General features: G+C 66.9%; 15 protein-coding genes. 2 read left to right on the top strand and 13 right to left on the bottom strand.

Going from position 1 to position 15,446, the window contains the following annotated elements; genetic code table 11:
• Positions 1-10: 10 nt before the first annotated feature.
• Positions 11-748: a pteridine reductase gene (locus ACSBPQ_RS01800; RefSeq protein ID WP_442683387.1), complete on the top strand. Its 738-nt coding sequence runs from the start codon at positions 11-13 to the stop codon at positions 746-748.
• Positions 749-835: 87 nt separating this feature from the next.
• On the opposite strand, the gene folK is transcribed toward ACSBPQ_RS01800, so the two are convergent.
• The 13 genes from folK to ACSBPQ_RS01735 form a co-directional block, all read right to left on the bottom strand.
• Complete coding sequence (gene folK, locus ACSBPQ_RS01795) at positions 836-1,324, bottom strand: 2-amino-4-hydroxy-6-hydroxymethyldihydropteridine diphosphokinase (protein WP_442683386.1); 489 nt, start codon at positions 1,322-1,324, stop codon at positions 836-838.
• 139 nt (positions 1,325-1,463) lie between these two features.
• Positions 1,464-2,987: a response regulator gene (locus ACSBPQ_RS01790; protein ID WP_442683385.1), complete on the bottom strand. Its 1,524-nt coding sequence runs from the start codon at positions 2,985-2,987 to the stop codon at positions 1,464-1,466.
• A 4-nt stretch (positions 2,988-2,991) separates the two neighbouring features.
• Positions 2,992-3,432, bottom strand: coding sequence for a response regulator (locus ACSBPQ_RS01785; RefSeq protein WP_442683384.1), 441 nt, complete (start codon positions 3,430-3,432; stop codon positions 2,992-2,994).
• 11 nt (positions 3,433-3,443) lie between these two features.
• A complete protein-coding gene (locus ACSBPQ_RS01780) occupies positions 3,444-5,246 on the bottom strand; it encodes a sensor histidine kinase (RefSeq protein WP_442683383.1) in 1,803 nt (600 codons plus the stop codon).
• Between the two features lie 132 nt (positions 5,247-5,378).
• Positions 5,379-5,732: a BON domain-containing protein gene (locus tag ACSBPQ_RS01775; protein WP_442683382.1), complete on the bottom strand. Its 354-nt coding sequence runs from the start codon at positions 5,730-5,732 to the stop codon at positions 5,379-5,381.
• 57 nt (positions 5,733-5,789) lie between these two features.
• Positions 5,790-6,692 carry a phosphogluconate dehydrogenase (NAD(+)-dependent, decarboxylating) gene (gene gnd, locus ACSBPQ_RS01770; RefSeq protein ID WP_442683381.1) on the bottom strand — a complete coding sequence of 301 codons (903 nt, stop codon included), beginning with the start codon at positions 6,690-6,692 and terminating at the stop codon, positions 5,790-5,792.
• Positions 6,677-7,906: a hypothetical protein gene (locus ACSBPQ_RS01765; RefSeq protein WP_442684478.1), complete on the bottom strand. Its 1,230-nt coding sequence runs from the start codon at positions 7,904-7,906 to the stop codon at positions 6,677-6,679. Before ACSBPQ_RS01765 ends, gnd begins: the two co-directional genes overlap by 16 nt.
• Before the next feature lie 53 nt (positions 7,907-7,959).
• The gene (locus ACSBPQ_RS01760; RefSeq protein WP_442683380.1) at positions 7,960-8,511 is read right to left on the bottom strand and encodes a DUF2242 domain-containing protein; all 552 of its coding nucleotides are present in this window, start codon (positions 8,509-8,511) and stop codon (positions 7,960-7,962) included.
• Between the two features lie 95 nt (positions 8,512-8,606).
• Complete coding sequence (locus tag ACSBPQ_RS01755; protein WP_442683379.1) at positions 8,607-10,781, bottom strand: carboxy terminal-processing peptidase; 2,175 nt, start codon at positions 10,779-10,781, stop codon at positions 8,607-8,609.
• A 156-nt stretch (positions 10,782-10,937) separates the two neighbouring features.
• Positions 10,938-11,948, bottom strand: coding sequence for a lipoyl synthase (lipA, locus tag ACSBPQ_RS01750; protein ID WP_442683378.1), 1,011 nt, complete (start codon positions 11,946-11,948; stop codon positions 10,938-10,940).
• Between the two features lie 16 nt (positions 11,949-11,964).
• Complete coding sequence (gene lipB / locus ACSBPQ_RS01745; RefSeq protein WP_442683377.1) at positions 11,965-12,651, bottom strand: lipoyl(octanoyl) transferase LipB; 687 nt, start codon at positions 12,649-12,651, stop codon at positions 11,965-11,967.
• Positions 12,639-12,917, bottom strand: coding sequence for a DUF493 family protein (locus ACSBPQ_RS01740; protein ID WP_442683376.1), 279 nt, complete (start codon positions 12,915-12,917; stop codon positions 12,639-12,641). The genes lipB and ACSBPQ_RS01740 overlap by 13 nt, the downstream gene beginning before the upstream one ends.
• Positions 12,918-13,028: 111 nt before the next feature.
• On the bottom strand, positions 13,029-14,006 hold the full coding sequence (locus ACSBPQ_RS01735; RefSeq protein ID WP_442683375.1) for a CsgG/HfaB family protein: 978 nt from the start codon (positions 14,004-14,006) through the stop codon (positions 13,029-13,031).
• 368 nt (positions 14,007-14,374) lie between these two features.
• Between ACSBPQ_RS01735 and ACSBPQ_RS01730 the strand changes: the two genes are divergently transcribed.
• Positions 14,375-15,430 carry a lipid A deacylase LpxR family protein gene (locus tag ACSBPQ_RS01730; RefSeq protein WP_442683374.1) on the top strand — a complete coding sequence of 352 codons (1,056 nt, stop codon included), beginning with the start codon at positions 14,375-14,377 and terminating at the stop codon, positions 15,428-15,430.
• Positions 15,431-15,446: the final 16 nt, after the last annotated feature.

Genomic DNA, 15,446 nt, shown 5'->3' with positions numbered 1-15,446 from the left:
GAAAACACCGATGACACACTTCCAACGGGTGGCCCTGGTCACCGGGTCCGCGCGCCGCATCGGCGCCGCCATCGCCCGTCACCTGCACGCCCACGGCTACCGCGTCGCCGTGCATGCGCACCACTCCAGCGAGGAACTGCAGTCGCTGGCGTTCGATCTGGAAAGCGAGCGGCCCGGCAGCGTGCTGGCACTGGAAGCGGACCTGCGCGATGTCACCGCCCTGCCGGATCTGGTGGAACAGGCGGTCGGCCATTTCGGCCGGCTGGATGCGCTGGTCAACAACGCCTCCAACTTCTTCCCGACCCCGCTCGGGGACGTGCTGCCGGAGCAATGGGATGACCTGTTCGCGGTCAACGCGCGTGCGCCGTTCTTTCTGGCCCAGGCCGCCGCGCCCCACCTGCGCAACCAGCGCGGCGCCATCGTCAACCTGACCGACCTGCACGCCAGCCAGCCGCTGCGCGACCACCCGGCCTACAGCGCGGCCAAGGCGGCACTGGAAATGACCACGCGCTCACTGGCGCTGGAGCTGGCCCCGCATGTGCGCGTGAACGCGATCGCACCGGGGGCCATCCTCTGGCCCGAACAGGGCAAGAGCGAAGCCGCCAAGCAGCAACTGATGGAGCGCACGCCGCTGGCGCGCATCGGTACGGCGCACGAGATCGCCTCGGCGGTGCGCTGGCTGCTGGACGATGCCAGCTATGTCACCGGACAGACGCTGCGGCTGGATGGCGGACGCACGTTGACCTGAGAACGCCGGCAACACGCGGAGAGCAACGGGGCGCGAGCGCACGCACAGGCACGAGCCGGTGGTTGCTGCAACGCGTTGCTGCGTCCGTTATTCCTGCAACTCCACCGTGTCAAACGCGTCACCGTACTGCGGATGCGCGCGCCACATCTGCGCCAGCGTGCGCTGCTGCACCGGATCGACAAAGTCCGGGGCGATATCGGCCAGCGGCTTGAGCACGAAGGCGTGCTTGAGCTCCGGGCGCGGAATCCGCAGATGGCCGGGGCCTTCGACCACCAGGTCGCCGTAGTACACCACGTCGATATCCAGCGTCCGGTCGCTGAAGCGCGGACCACTGCGGTCACGGCCATGCGCATCCTCGACCTGGTGCAGCCAGTGGTCCAGCTCGGCCAGCGGCATCGCGGTATCCAGCATCACCGCGTTGTTGAGGAAATCCGGACCGTCAAAGCCGACGGCAGCAGTGCGGTAGGCCGGCGACACCCGCAATTGCCCGAAGCGCTCGCGCAGCACTTCCACCGCCAGATGGAGATAGTGTTGCGGCCGCAGATTGCTGCCCAGACTCAGAAGCACGGTGGTCATCGGTAGTCACTTGCCTGCGGTGCCGGGGCGGTACAGGCCGCCGGCGAAAGCCGCGTGGAAACGGAGCGCACATGATAGGGCAGTGACGGATCGACGCCGACGCTTGCTGCGTAAAAACACGCAGACCTGGGTACGCCGCTCAACCGATCTCCAACGCATCGGCCACGGCACGGAACACCCGCTGCATTTCCAGCGGCTTGGGCAGGACGTGCACGCGGATACCCGGCGGCGGCGGTGTTTTCGCAAATGCCCGGGCGCTTTCCCCCTCCAGTACGATCGCCGGGCCGCGGTATCCCAGCGCGTGCATCTCCGCCAGCAACTGGCCGGCCGACAGCAGCGGGATTTCCCCATCCACCAGCACCACATCCGGCAACCCGGCTTCCTGGAAATGGCGCAGCGCGGCCGCGCCATCGATCGCCAGATGCAGACGGTAGCCCTGGCTGGAAAGCGCATTGCCCAGCAGCGACAGGCGCATCGCCTCATCGTCGACCACCAGCACGCGCTGCCCGCGTCCCACCGGAATCCGTGCCGCTGCGGCCTGTTCATCGGCCGGCAACTGCACGTTCAACGGCAGTTGCAGGTCGAAGCAGGTGCCCTGTCCGGGGGTGCTGTGCACCGTGATCGCACCGCCCAGGCTTTCGATGATGCGACGGGAGGAAACCAGTCCCAGGCCGGTGCCGGCGCTCTTGGTGGTGAAGAACGGCGTGAACAGCCGCTGCAGCGTCGTCTCGTCCATGCCGGTGCCCTGGTCCACGACGCGGATGCACAGCTGCTCGCCGCCCTCCGCAGCCGGCACCCGGGTGGCGGCCAGCCGCAGCTGCCCGCCGTCAGGCATGGCCTGGATCGCGTTGAGCCCGAGATTGATCAGCACCTGCTGCAGCTCGGTGAAATTGCCTTCCACCGCCAGTTGCTCATCCTCCACTTCCAGCCGCAGTTCGATACTGGAAGGCAGGCTGCTCTTGAGCAGCAGGCCCACCGCCTGGAACAGGCGCTCCATGCAGACGCGCTCGCTGGACTGGCGCGAGCCGCGCACGAACGACAGCATCGAATCCACCATTTCATGGCCGCGCCGGCCGGATTCGGCGATCACATCGGCCAGGCGGGTGACCTTGGGGTCGTCGCTGCGATCACGGATCAGGTCCGGCACGATCAGCAACGGCTGCAGGATGTTGCGCAGGTCGTGACTCAAGCCGGCCGCCAGTAGCGCCAGGCTCTCCAGTCGCTGTGCACGCATCAGCTCGTCTTCGACCCGCGACTGCTCCTGTTCGCTGCGCGCCTCGCGGATGGCCCGCGCCACCGCCGAGGGCAGACGCATCGGCAGGTGCTTGATGATGTAGTCGCTGGCCCCCTCGTGCAGCGCCTCCACCGCGTTTTCCTCACCCATCGTGCCGGACACGAAGATGAAGGGCACCCGTGGCCGCAGCTCGCGCACGATGTGCAATGCCTGGTAACCGGAGAAGCCGGGCATGCTCAGGTCCGACAGCACGATGTCCGGCGCACCCTGCGCCAGCGCCGCCAGCAGCCCCGCCTCGCTGTCCATGCGCTCGAACTGTGCCTCCAGACCGGACTCCAGCAGCTGGTCGGATATCAGCTCCGCATCTTCGATGGAGTCTTCCACCAGCAGGATGCGCAGCGGTCCCAGCGGAACTCCCAGCAAGGGCATGCCGTCACTCCACTCCCGGGGCCTGGTTGATCAGCGCCCAGAAGGTGCCGACCATCTTGACCGCGTTGAAGAACTGGTCGATATCGACCGGCTTGACCACATAGGCGTTCACTCCGAGGTCCCAGCTGCGCGCCAGATCGCTCTCCTCGCGCGAGGACGACAGGATCACCACCGGCAGCCGTTTCAGCTCCTCTTCGGCACGGATGCGCTGCAGCACCTCCAGGCCATCCATGCGCGGCATCTTGATATCCAGCAGCAGTACCACCGGCAGGCCGTCGCTACGGCCGGCGAAGGCGCCGCGGCACAGCAGGTAGTCCAGCGCCTCCACCCCGTCTTCGACATGCACGATGGGGTTGGCCAGCCGTGCCTCGCGCAGCGCATCGGTCGCCATCTCGGCATCGGCGGAACTGTCTTCGGCAATCAGGATGCTACGCAGTGAATTCATGTTCTGGACCTTCAGTTTGGCGCGCCTGGCGCCGGTGGAAGAGTGAAATGGAATACGGCCCCCTTGTCGACCTCGGCCTCGGCCCAGATCCGCCCGCCATGGCGGGTCAGCACCCGACGCACGTTGGCCAGACCGATGCCGGTCCCGGGATAGTCTCCAGCCTTGTGCAGGCGCTGGAATACGCCAAACAGTTTGCCCGCATATTGCATATCGAAACCCGTACCGTTGTCGCGCACGCTGAACTGCAGGCTGCCATCGGGCAGCTTCTGCGAACTGACCTCGATCACCGCCCGCTCGCGGCCGGCGCTGTACTTGACCGCATTGCCCAGCAGATTCAGCCACACCTGCCGCATCATGTTCTCATCGGCCACCAGCACCGGCAGTGGGCCGATCCGCCATTCGACCTCATGGCTGCTGTCGTCCTCCTCGGCCTCGGTGCGGCGGTTGGAATCCAGCAACGCGCGGGTTTCGGCCACCAGCGACTGCATGTCCACCGCCTGCAGCCGCATCGCACCGCGACCCAGGCGCGAGTACACCAGCAGATCGTCGATCAATGCCGCCATGCGCTGGGCGGAGCTGGAGATGACCTGCAGATAGTGCGTGGCCTTCTCGTCGGCGGTCTCGCCCATATGGCGGCGCAGCTTGTCGGCGAAGCCGGCCATGTGCCGCAGCGGCGCCCGCAGGTCATGCGACACCGAATAGCTGAACGCCTCCAGCTCGCTGTTGACCTCGGCCATCTGCGCGACCTTGCCTTCGAGCTGGTGGTTGAGTTCCTCCACCCGCAACTGCACCGCCCGCTGCAAGGTGATGTCGCTGACGGTCATCAGCACCGCCTCGTCGCCCGCGTCCGGCAACGGCATGCGTCGCGCGTTGATCAGCATGATCCGCACCAGGCCGTCGATGCTGCGCTGCTCATGCTCGAAGTCCCACAGTTCGCGCCCGCGCAACAGCACATCGGCCAGCCGCTGGCGGATGAGGGCGTCGTCCCATACACCGTCGCCGATCGACTGCAGCGGACGCAGATTGATGTCCTCCTGGCCGACGTTGTACAGCTCTGAAAATGCCTCGTTGTGCAGCACCACCCGCAGCTCGCCATCGAGCAGCACGATCGGCTCGCGTACCGTCTGCAACACCGCACTGGCGCGTGCGCTGGCCCTGACGAGTTTTTCCTCGACGTCAGCGCGCCCGCCGATCTGGCGCTTCAGCAACCACAGCACCAGCCCGAGCAGCAGCAGCTGCAGTGCCAGCGAGCTCCACGCCACGACCGAGGAGGCCCGGTGGTGGCGCGCGGCGTTGCCGCGGCGCTCGACCAGCAGCCGGCTCTCATGCTCCTGCAACTCCTCCACCAGGTTGCGGATCGGGTAACGGAAGGTCATCTCCTCGATCAGCTCCCGCTGCCGTGGAGAATCGCTGCTTGCAGCGATCTCCTCGGCCAGCTGCATGCGTCGCTCCAGCATCGATTCGATGCGGCCAATCCGCACCAGCTGTTCGGGGCTGTCACTGACCAGCCTGGCAAGCTCGGCAAGGTTGGCGTCAATACGCTTGAGCTGCCCCATACGCTCCCGCAGTGCCGGCGAATCGATGCCCTTGGACAAGGTCAGCGCCGCGGATTCGACATCACGGATATCGGCCTGCAGGTTGTACAGACGGGCTCCCACCGCCTGTGTATGCGCCACCCAGTTGGCGGCATCGACACTTTCACTGGCCAACTGCCGCAAGGTCAGCGCCGGAACAACAATGATCAGTGCCGCTGCCAGGGCCAGGCCCCCCAGGCGCCAGCGATCCCAGCCGTCATCGGTGAATCTGGATAGCATCCACGTCCCCCTGGTTCTTCTGGCCCATCACATCACCTGCCGGGAAGCTGCCCGGCCGCACCATAGCGGCCGGATGCGCTGGGCGCCAAGCATTGCATGATTCAACGCTCACGGGCATCGGCGGCCGGCGGCTCAATGCGCAGCTTGCGTCATGTCGATCTGCAGCGCTCCGGCATCCACGTCCACCACATCGCGCACCTGCCGGGCCAGCGTGAGAACCTGCGCATGCGCCACGCGGTCGGCCACCCGCCCCGACAGCGTCATCCTGCCCTCGTGCACGGCGACATCGACCGCGGCCCGGTCATCGCGGCGCAACGGCACCAGCGCGGCCTTGATCCGGGTGGTGATCCACGCATCACTCATCCGCACCGCGCCCGGCACGCTGTCCTGTGCGGCCAGTGCTCCAGGTGGCGGCTGCGCGCTGGCCACTGCTGCCGCCCACAGCGCGATAACCGCGCAAAAACCGCTTACCCCTATTTTCCGCATGACCCGCTCCTGGGCTGTTGTACGGCGGCGCGCTGACCGTGGCACGCCACGCCGGCATTACGGTTTCCTGATCGCATGGCCGCCGAATTCATTGCGCATCGCCGCCAGCATGCGATCGGCGAACGAATTGTCCTGGCGCGAGCGCAGGCGTTCCAGCAGCGACTGGGTGATCACCGGTGCCGGCACCTCCAGCTCAAGCGCTTCGGCGACCGTCCAGCGCCCTTCGCCCGAATCGGCCACATACGGCGCGATGCCCTCCAGCCCGGGGTTGCGCTGCAGGGTAGCGGCGCTGAGGTCCAGCAGCCACGAGCGCACCACGCTGCCATGCCGCCACACCTCGGCCACTTGGGCCAGGTCCAGCGCGAACTCCTGCTTTTTCTCCATCAGCGCGAAACCCTCGGCATAGGCCTGCATCATTCCGTACTCGATGCCGTTGTGGACCATCTTGCAGAAATGTCCGGCACCAACCGGGCCGACATGTGCCCAGCCACGGTCCTGCGCCGGGGCCAGCGCACCGAACAGCGGGGCCAGCCGCTGCACGCCGGCCGGTTCGCCACCAACCATCAGGCAGTAGCCCTCCTGCAGTCCCCACACGCCACCACTGGTGCCGCAATCGACAAAGCCCACGCCCTGCTCCACACAACGTGCGCCACGCTGCTGCGAGTGCCGGTACCAGGAGTTGCCACCGTCCACGAGCAGATCGCCGGGCGCCAGCAGCGGCAGCAGCTGGTCCAGCACCGTATCGACCACCTCCGACGGCACCATCAGCCACAGCGCGCGCGGTGCCGGCAACGCCTGCACCAGTTCTTCCAGCGTCGCCGCGGTGGCGATGCCGGTGGCCGCCAGCCGTTCCCGCGCCGGCTGCCCGTGATCGAAGCCGGTCACGGCGATTCCGCCCTGTTGCAGCCGCTGCGCCATGTTGGCGCCCATGCGGCCCAGTCCAATCATCCCCAGTTCCATGGTTCACCCCGTTTGATGGTGGAAGCTGTCGCGGCAGCGCAGCCCTGCAGGCGGCTGCCAAGCCAGCGCTGGTAAATGGTGGTGTGCAGGTTGTGCAGGGTCAGGTCGATGGCGAACGGAGTGCGTGGATTGCGGTCGAGCAGCCGTACCACGTGATACCCGAGCGGTTTGACCCCCTGACGGTGCACATAAATCATCAGCTGCCGATACACCGGATCGGCCAGCAGGCTATCGATCCGCGCCACGATCCCGCGTTGCGGCTCCGGCAAGGCCTGCCGCAATGCCGCGTCACGCTCGTACAGCAGCCGTTCGAATCCGCGTCGCCCCTGTGGCGGCAGCTGTCGTGCCAGCTCCCATATCTGCCGGTTGCGCGCGTCATACCAGGTCAGCCCGCCCCGATGTGCCAGGGCCTGCGCGGCCGCCTCGCTGAGATCGGTGATGATGAAATTCTCGGCCTGGTTGTTGATGTCGTCCAGATACTGCCGGTCAAACACGTGGGCAATGAAACCCGGCACCGCCATGAAGGCCTGTCGCCCCATCGCGGCGGTGCGCACCGCCTTGCCATCGGCGAAGAACTCGCCGGCACTGCTGCCCAGCAGGATGCTCTCGGTATCGTGCAGGGTGAGGAAGGTGCCGATGGACAGTTCCCCGGCAGTGAAAGCGGTATCGAAGGTGGCATCGCCGAACAGCTCGCGCAAGGTGGCCAGCTGCGCCACCTGCCTGCCCACGCCGCATTCGGAACGCACCCGTCCGGAGTAGAACGCCTCCAGTGCCCGTGCATTGCCGGCCACCGGCGCATAGCCGCGGCCGAAACTGCGGAACCGCTGCCAGCCCTGCGCGTTGGCACCCCGCGCGCCAAAGCCTATCCAGCCCAGTTGCACGGCCGTGAAACGGTAGCCGGGATTGGCCTGCAACCGGGCACTGGCGCGCCGTGCGGCAGCGCCCAGCTTGAAGGCGAAGGCGCAACGGCTGGCCGGCTGCTGCAGCAAGCGGGCCGCCAGCTGCTCGCGCCTGTCCTCGTCGTAGCCGATCGGCAGCCGCAACTGCAGCTCACCCTGCGCATGCGCCTGGGCCAGGCTGCCCCGTTGGCAGGGATTGCCGGCAGCCACCTCGGGTTGTGCCCTGTCACCCAGTCGCACCTGCCAGCCCAGCTCACGCAGCAGCTCGACGTTGCAGCCGGCAAGCGCATTGCCCGACAGCAGGCCCGGCACCATGCACAGCCACGCCACGCTGCGACCCGCCCTTGCACGTGCGCGCCGCTGCTGCGTCATTGCGAATCCTCCCCGCCTGCCGCTGGCGCCAGTTCGCTTACGTACTGCTGCAGGCGCTGGAAGAAATTGCGATAGAACTGCGCGTCCTGCACCGTGCTGCTGGCCACGCGCACCAGCGAGTCGTCATTGCCGCCGAACGGCAGCGACACCGAGCCCAGTGCCCCCACACCGACACTGGCGGAGGTGGGCGACTTCTTCAGCGCATAGCGATCCTGCACCGCACTGGCGAACACCTGCGCACGGCCGTCGGCGCGGGCGGCGCATGACACCCGCAGCACCAGCTGCTCGTGCACCTCGTCCCTGGGCTGGAAATTCTTGTTGGCCTCCACGCTGCCCGCATCGGCACGGACGATGGCATAGCCCTGCCCCAGCAGCGCGCGGCGCGCGGCCTCGTAGGCCTGTGCCGGAGTGCTGTCGACATTGCGGGTGTAGGTGTCGCCGGAGTCGAACGACTCGCGCAGCAACGGGGTATTGGCGGCCTTGCCACCACAACCGGCCAGCATCAGCAGGGCCAGTGCGGCCGGCACATGCGGGCGAAAACGGCGCATGGGCACTCCCGGTGGAGAGGGCCCACAGCATAACGCCGCCAACGTCATGCGACGTTGACGGCGTCAGGGCCCATCAGGTTTTGCCGGGACGCGCCTCAGTCCGCCCAGCGGCCGGGAGCGGTGGACTGCGGCAGCACCTGCGCCGACAGCGGCCGGTCCTTCTCCAGCAGGTTGACCGCATCGGCCAGGATCGCCGCCGATTCACGCAGCAGCGGATCCGGGCGCTTCTCGGCGGCCTTTTCGCGCTCCGCATCCTTGACGATGTCGCGCTCGTTGCCGGTCAGGCCGTCATCGCTGCTGTCCTCGGCCAGCGGATCCAGCGGCAGGCCCAGTTCCTTGCGGATCTGCTGGCGCTGCTTGCGCTGGGTATCCTGGCGGTCGCGTTCGGCGCGGCGTTCGGCCTCGTTGAGCGACAGGTACTTCTTCGCCGCCTCGGTGCGGAACTGCTGCACATCCTCCTCCCACCACTGGAACTCGCGCTCACTCTGGATACGCGCGGCATGGCGCGATTCCAGCCGCGGCAGGATCGGCGCGAAATTGCCGTACCGGGTGTGCGTCACCGCGGCGATGCGGGTCCACGGCAGGGCGTTGTCGTAGGTGCTCTCGCCGAATTCGCTGGCATCGACACTGGCCGGGAACGCCAGGTCCGGCACCACGCCCTTGTGCTGGGTGGAGGAGCCGCTGACCCGGAAGAACTGGGCGATGGTCAGCTTGACCTGGCCGAAGCGTTCCTTTTCGCTGGCCGGCCAGCGGTCCAGCGGCACCACGTTCTGCACGGTGCCCTTGCCGAAACTGGTCTCGCCGATCACCAGTCCACGGCCGTAATCCTGGATGGCGCCGGCGAAAATCTCCGAGGCCGAAGCCGAACCGCGGTTGATCAGCACCGCCAGCGGGCCATCCCACGCCACCGCCGGATTGCGGTCGCTGTTGACGGTGACACGGCCACCGGACTCGCGCACCTGCACCACCGGCCCCTGTTCGATGAACAGCCCGGTCAGCTCGATCGCTTCGTCCAGCGAACCGCCACCGTTGTTGCGCAGGTCCAGCACCACACCATCGAGCTTGTCGGCCTTGAAGCCGGCCAGCAGCTTGGCCACATCGCGGGTGGCCGAGGCGTAGTCGGTCGCGTTGCGACGGCGGCCTTCGAAATCCTGGTAGAAGGTCGGCAGCTTGACGATGCCGATGCGGCGCTCGCCCTCACCCGGCGCACCGGGGATGGTCAGCGTTTCGCCCTTGGCGGCCTGTTCGGCCAGCCGCACCTTCTGCCGGGTCAGGGTCACCATGCGGTGCTTGCCATCCAGGCCCTCGGCCGCCGGGATGTATTCCAGCCGCACCTGGGTGTCCTTGGCGCCGCGGATCTTGGCCACCACATCGTCGATCCGCCAGCCGATCACGTCTTCCAGCGTGCCGGACTTGCCCTGGCCGACGCCGACAATGCGGTCACCGGGCTTGAGCGTGCCATCCACCGCCGCCGGTCCACCGGCGATGATCTCGCGGATCACCACCACGTCGTCCTGGCGCTGCAGCTGCGCGCCGATGCCTTCCAGCGACAGCGACATCGCCTGGTTGAAGTTCTCGGCGGTACGCGGGGTGAAATAGTCGGTATGCGGGTCCACCGCGCTGGTGTAGGCATTGAGGAAAATGGAGAACACGTCTTCGTTCTTCCATTCATTGATGCCCTTGAGCAGGCGCTCGTAGCGCTTGTCCAGCGTCTTGCGGATATCGGCCGCCGGCTTGCCGGCCAGCTTCAGCCGCAGCCAGTCGTTCTTGACCGACTTCCGCCACAGCTCGTCCAGTGCGGTGGCGTTATCCCACGGCACGTCCTTGCGGTCGTACTCGAAGCGCTCGTCGAGGGTGAAATCCGGCTCCTGCTTGAGCAGGGCACGGGCATAGGCCACCCGCTCGGTCACCCGCTGGCGGTAGACCGCGAACACCTGGAAGGCCGGATCCAGCTCGCCAGTGCGGATCGCATTGCCGGTGCCGGCCGCCAGCGGCGCGAACCGCTCCACGTCCTCGCGGGTGAAAAACTGCTTGCCGCCGTCCAGCGATTCCAGATAGCGCTTGAACACATCCTGCGAGGTCGCCGCGTCCAGTGGCCGCGGACGGTAGGCGTAGCGGCTGTCGGAAAGCAGCCCGTACACCAGCTTGGACGTGGTCGCCTGGTCGGCCGTGGCCATCGAGGGCAACGCGGGAGTGTCGGCACGCGCCAGCAATGCGGCCGGCACGGTCAACGCGAAGGCCAGCAGGAAAGCGGAAACTCGGTAGTTCATCAAAATACTCGTGGCGACCGGACGATGGGGAGGTTGCGGGGGAGTCGGACACGTCGACAGTGCCGAAAGTTTCGGCACTTGTCACCCGCCTGCGGCCAGACTAGCCGCCGCATGGCAGCGCGATGTGAACCCCGCCGGAGCCAGCGGGGCAGGTCTTCAGACCGCGACGCCGGCACCGGCCGCCTGCTGGTCGGCATGGTAGGAGGAACGCACCATCGGCCCGGACGCGACATGGGTGAAGCCCAGCTCGTAGCCGTAGACCTCCAGCGCCTTGTATTCCTCCGGCGTCCAGTAACGCAGCACCGGGTGGTGATGGGCGGTCGGCTGCAGGTACTGGCCGATGGTGACCATCTCCACGTCGTGCGCACGCAGGTCGCGCAGCGTCGCCTGCACCTGCTCCAGCGTCTCGCCAAGGCCGAGCATGATGCCGCTCTTGGTCGGAATGGACGGATGCTGCGCCTTGAAGTTCTTCAGCAGGGTCAGCGACCACTGGTAGTCCGCGCCTGGGCGCACGTTGCGGTACAGGTCCGGCACGGTCTCGATGTTGTGGTTGAACACATCCGGCGGATTGGCCGCTAGGATGTCCAGCGCGCGCTCCATGCGGCCCTTGCCACGGAAATCCGGGGTCAGGATCTCGATGCGGGTGCCCGGGCTGAACTCGCGGATGGCGCTGATGCAGTCGACGAAGTGGCCGGCGCCGCCGTCACGCAGGTCGTCACGGTCGACGCTGGTCACCACCACATACTTCAGGCCCATGTCCTTGACCGTCTGCGCCAGGTGCAGCGGCTCGGCGGCATCCGGCGGCTTGGGCCGGCCATGGGCGACGTCGCAGAACGAGCAGCGGCGGGTGCAGACCTCGCCGAGGATCATGAAGGTGGCGGTGCCGTGGCCGAAGCACTCGTGGATGTTGGGGCAGCTGGCCTCCTCGCAGACCGTCACCAGGCGGTTCTCGCGCAGCTTGGCCTTGAGGTTGGCCACCGCATTGCCCGAGGGAATCCGCACCCGGATCCACGACGGCTTGCGCAGCACCGGCGCATCGGCGAACTGCACCGGCGAGCGGCCGATCTTGTCGCCGCCAAGCTGCTTTGCACCGGCCTGCAGCGGCGCGGACGGCGTGTCGTCCTGCAGGACCTGCAGGGGAATGGAGCGCGGAGTGGTTTCAGTCATGGCGGTATCGACGGCCTCAGAGCCGCGTAGTCAGATCGGGCAATCCGGGAGTGGGCTGCAGCTCGAGACCGAACTGCCGGGCCAGATGGGACAGCAGCACCGGCTTGACCGGAGCGATCCCGGAAGGGCCGCCCAAGTCTAGCACCGAGGTCACCTGCATCCCGGCGTAACCGCAGGGGTTGATGCGGTGGAACGGCTCCAGGTCCAGCGCGACATTCAGCGCCAGTCCGTGGAAGCTGCAGCCGCGGCGCACGCGGATGCCCAGCGCGGCCACCTTGGCACCGCCCACATACACGCCGGGCGCGCCCTCGAGCCGTTCGGCGCCGATGTTCCACTCGTCCAGCGTGTCGATGATGGCCTGTTCGATGCGGCACACGTAGTCGCGCACACCGATGCCGAGCCGGCGCAGGTCCAGCAATGGATAGACCACGATCTGGCCGGGACCGTGGTAGGTCACCTGGCCGCCGCGATCGACGTGCAGCACCGGGATGTCACCCGGCGCCAGCACATGCTCGTCCTTGCCGGCCTGGCCGAGGGTGAACACCGGATCGTGCTCGACCACCCAGACCTCGTCGGCGGTGGCGTCATCGCGGCTGTCGGTGAACCGCTGCATCGCATGCCAGACCGGCTCGTATCCCTGCCGGCCGAGGTCACGCAGCACCGCCGGACGCGGCGCTGCCTGCGCAGCGCTCACAGCGTCCACTTCACTTCCGGATGGTTGCGCAGGGCCTCGTGCGCGGCGTCATATTGCGCACGGCTGTCGGCCTTGAAGCTGATCCGTACGGAGACGTACTTGCCGTTGGACGAATGCTTCCAGGTGATGCGCTCGGCCAGCACTTCCACGCCGGCTTTTTCCAGCAGCTGCGGCAGCTCGGTTTCCAGCCCGGTATTGGCCGTGCCCATGGCGCTGAGCTCGAACGTGCCGGGAAACTGGAAGCCGTGTTCAGGGTTGTCGGACTTGATTTCCATGCCGGTCATTATCGGGGTGCCGGCCGTCAAACCCAAGACCGCCCCGCACGGAAACACGAAGGGCCGCTTACGCGGCCCCTCGTGGCGAAATCGTTGCTGAACGTGCGGGACTTACCTGGACAGCTCGAGCATGGTGGACGACACCCAGCCCTTGTTGCCCATCTCGTCCTCCACTTCCCACATCACGCCTTCCTTGACGCCGGTCGGGTACAGCATCATGCCCGGCTCCAGCGAGCGCACAGCCGCGCCGGTGCCCTTGGAGTTGGCCAGCAGGCGACCGGCACGGGTCACGGTGACCGCCTGGTGCGCACCCGCCGCCGACGCATCGTCCGGCAAGCCGCCCAGCTGGGCGACGATATCGGTATAGGCCTGCAGGTAAGCCATGGTGATCACCTGGCCGATTTCGGTGTTGGCGTAGCCGCCCACGCCCGCGGCCCCCAGCCCGCTGCCACCAAACAGGCCACCGCTGGCACCGAAGCCCATGTCGCTCTTGCGCGCCGAACCTTCGGAGATGGCCACCTGCTCGGAAGAACGCACGTCGGTGACGGTCAGCACCACATCGGCGGTCTTGCTGCGGAAATTCAGGCCACCGACAACCGCGCCGGCCTTGCCGCCGATCAGCCCGCCCAGCAGGCCGGTGACCGCATTGCCGCCGGCATTGCTGTTCTGCGAGACCAGGTCCGGGATCATCACGTAGTCGGCGGCGCGGATCTGGCCCTTGCCGACGTTGGAGCGCCCGCGCAGGTCGCCACTGGCGGCCAGCTCACGCTCGAACTGGCCGGCGGCCATGCCGGCGCCGCGATCGACCAGGGTGAAGCAGCGCGAACGGTTGACGAAGGCCTTGATCAGGCGCGACGGTGCCGGCAGCTGCTGGCCGGTCCACCAGTGGGTGGCATCTTCCGGCTCGATCACCGACAGGGTGCCGATCGGGCGCTGGCAGGTGGGAATCTGCGCCGCAGCTTCCTTGCGCTGCTCCTGCGCCTGGGTACCCTTCTGCTTGAAGGCCGCCTCGGCCGGCTGGCTGGTGACCGCCGCAGCAATACCCGCGGTGAGCGCTGCAACGAACAGCGGCGAAAATACAGTGCGCATATACGTGTTCCCCATTACCTGCACCTGTCGAGGTGCGTTCCTTGTGGTTTAGAAACCTTGCGGCAGATCCTGATCCTTCAACGTACCGATCGGGCAAGCGCGAGGCCGGTCGACTCGGATGCTACCGCAGGCAATACGCAGGTTTCCATCATTGCGCCCTGTTTTTCCCGAACCCGGTCACAGCTGCGCGCGGTCGCGCCACACACGCCGCCCCACGGCCGGACACGATTCCAAGGTGCCTGGCACTGCCCCTGTCATTTGCCCGTATACGCGATCATCACCACAACACTGTGTCCATTGGCAGGCGCTGCGCCACGCCTGCCGTGCCGGTAGGCTGCGCGCCTGACGGTCGATCTGGATGGAGAAAGATGAAAAACAGCTCTCTGTTGCCATGGCTGATGCTGCTTGCCGGCGCCGCATCGGGCATGCCGTTGCCGGCAGCCGCGCAATGCGCCAGCAGTGCATTGCAGGAACACCCGCCTGCCATCAACTTCCGTGTCGACAACGACCTGCTCGGTGGCAAGCAGCAGGACCAGGGCTACAGCAACGGGGCCATGTTCACCCTGGTATCGCCGAACCTGAAGGACTACACCGACGATCCCTGCCTGCCACGGCTGGCGCGCTGGACCAACCGCCATCTAGAAAAACTTCACCCCGGCGGTTTCGACCAGCAGAACATGATTTTCAGTTTCGGCCAGGGGCTGTTCACGCCTACCGACAGCACCCGCAGCGACCTGATCGAAAACGATCGCCCCTATGCCGCCGTCCTGCTGGCCAACTTCGGCTACAACGCCCGCAGCGGCAATCACCTGCGCACCACCCAGCTCGCCCTGGGCATGCTCGGGCCTTCGGCACAGGGCAAGCAGGTGCAGGATGCGGTGCACGGCCTGCTCGGAGACGAGAAATTCCAGGGCTGGGACAACCAGTTGCACAACGAGCCGGTATTCAAGCTGCTGCACGAGCGCATGCAACGCTGGCCGGCAGACGGCAACCCGGCCGGCTGGGGCTGGGATGCGATCAGCCATTGGGGCGGCGCCCTCGGCAACCTGGCGACCTATGCCAACGCCGGCGCCGAGCTGCGTTTCGGCTGGAAGTTGCCCGATGACTTCGGCAGCTCCTCGATGCGGCCGGCCGGCGAGAACACCGCGCCCACCCGGGCCGGGCGCATTCGCGGCTGGTCCGGCCATGTGTTCCTCGGCAGCGATGCGCGCTGGGTGCTGCGCGACATCACCCTGGACGGCAACACCTTCCGCAGCAGCCACCGCGTGGACAAACGCCCTCTGGTGGGTGAAATCGGCTACGGCGTGGCGGTGATGCGTGACAAGTGGAAATTCGCACTGGGGCGCTACCACCTCACCCGCGAATTCGAAGGACAGCGGGAAACACCGGTATTCGGCAGCTTCACGATCAGCCGCACGCTCTAGCAACACGGCGGAAAAC

The organism is Stenotrophomonas sp. JC08, from assembly GCF_052180205.1.
In the GTDB taxonomy this organism is placed as follows: Bacteria; Pseudomonadota; Gammaproteobacteria; order Xanthomonadales; family Xanthomonadaceae; genus Stenotrophomonas.
Note: the sequence above shows the minus strand (reverse complement) of the source record. Positions and strands in the feature narration are given on the sequence as shown.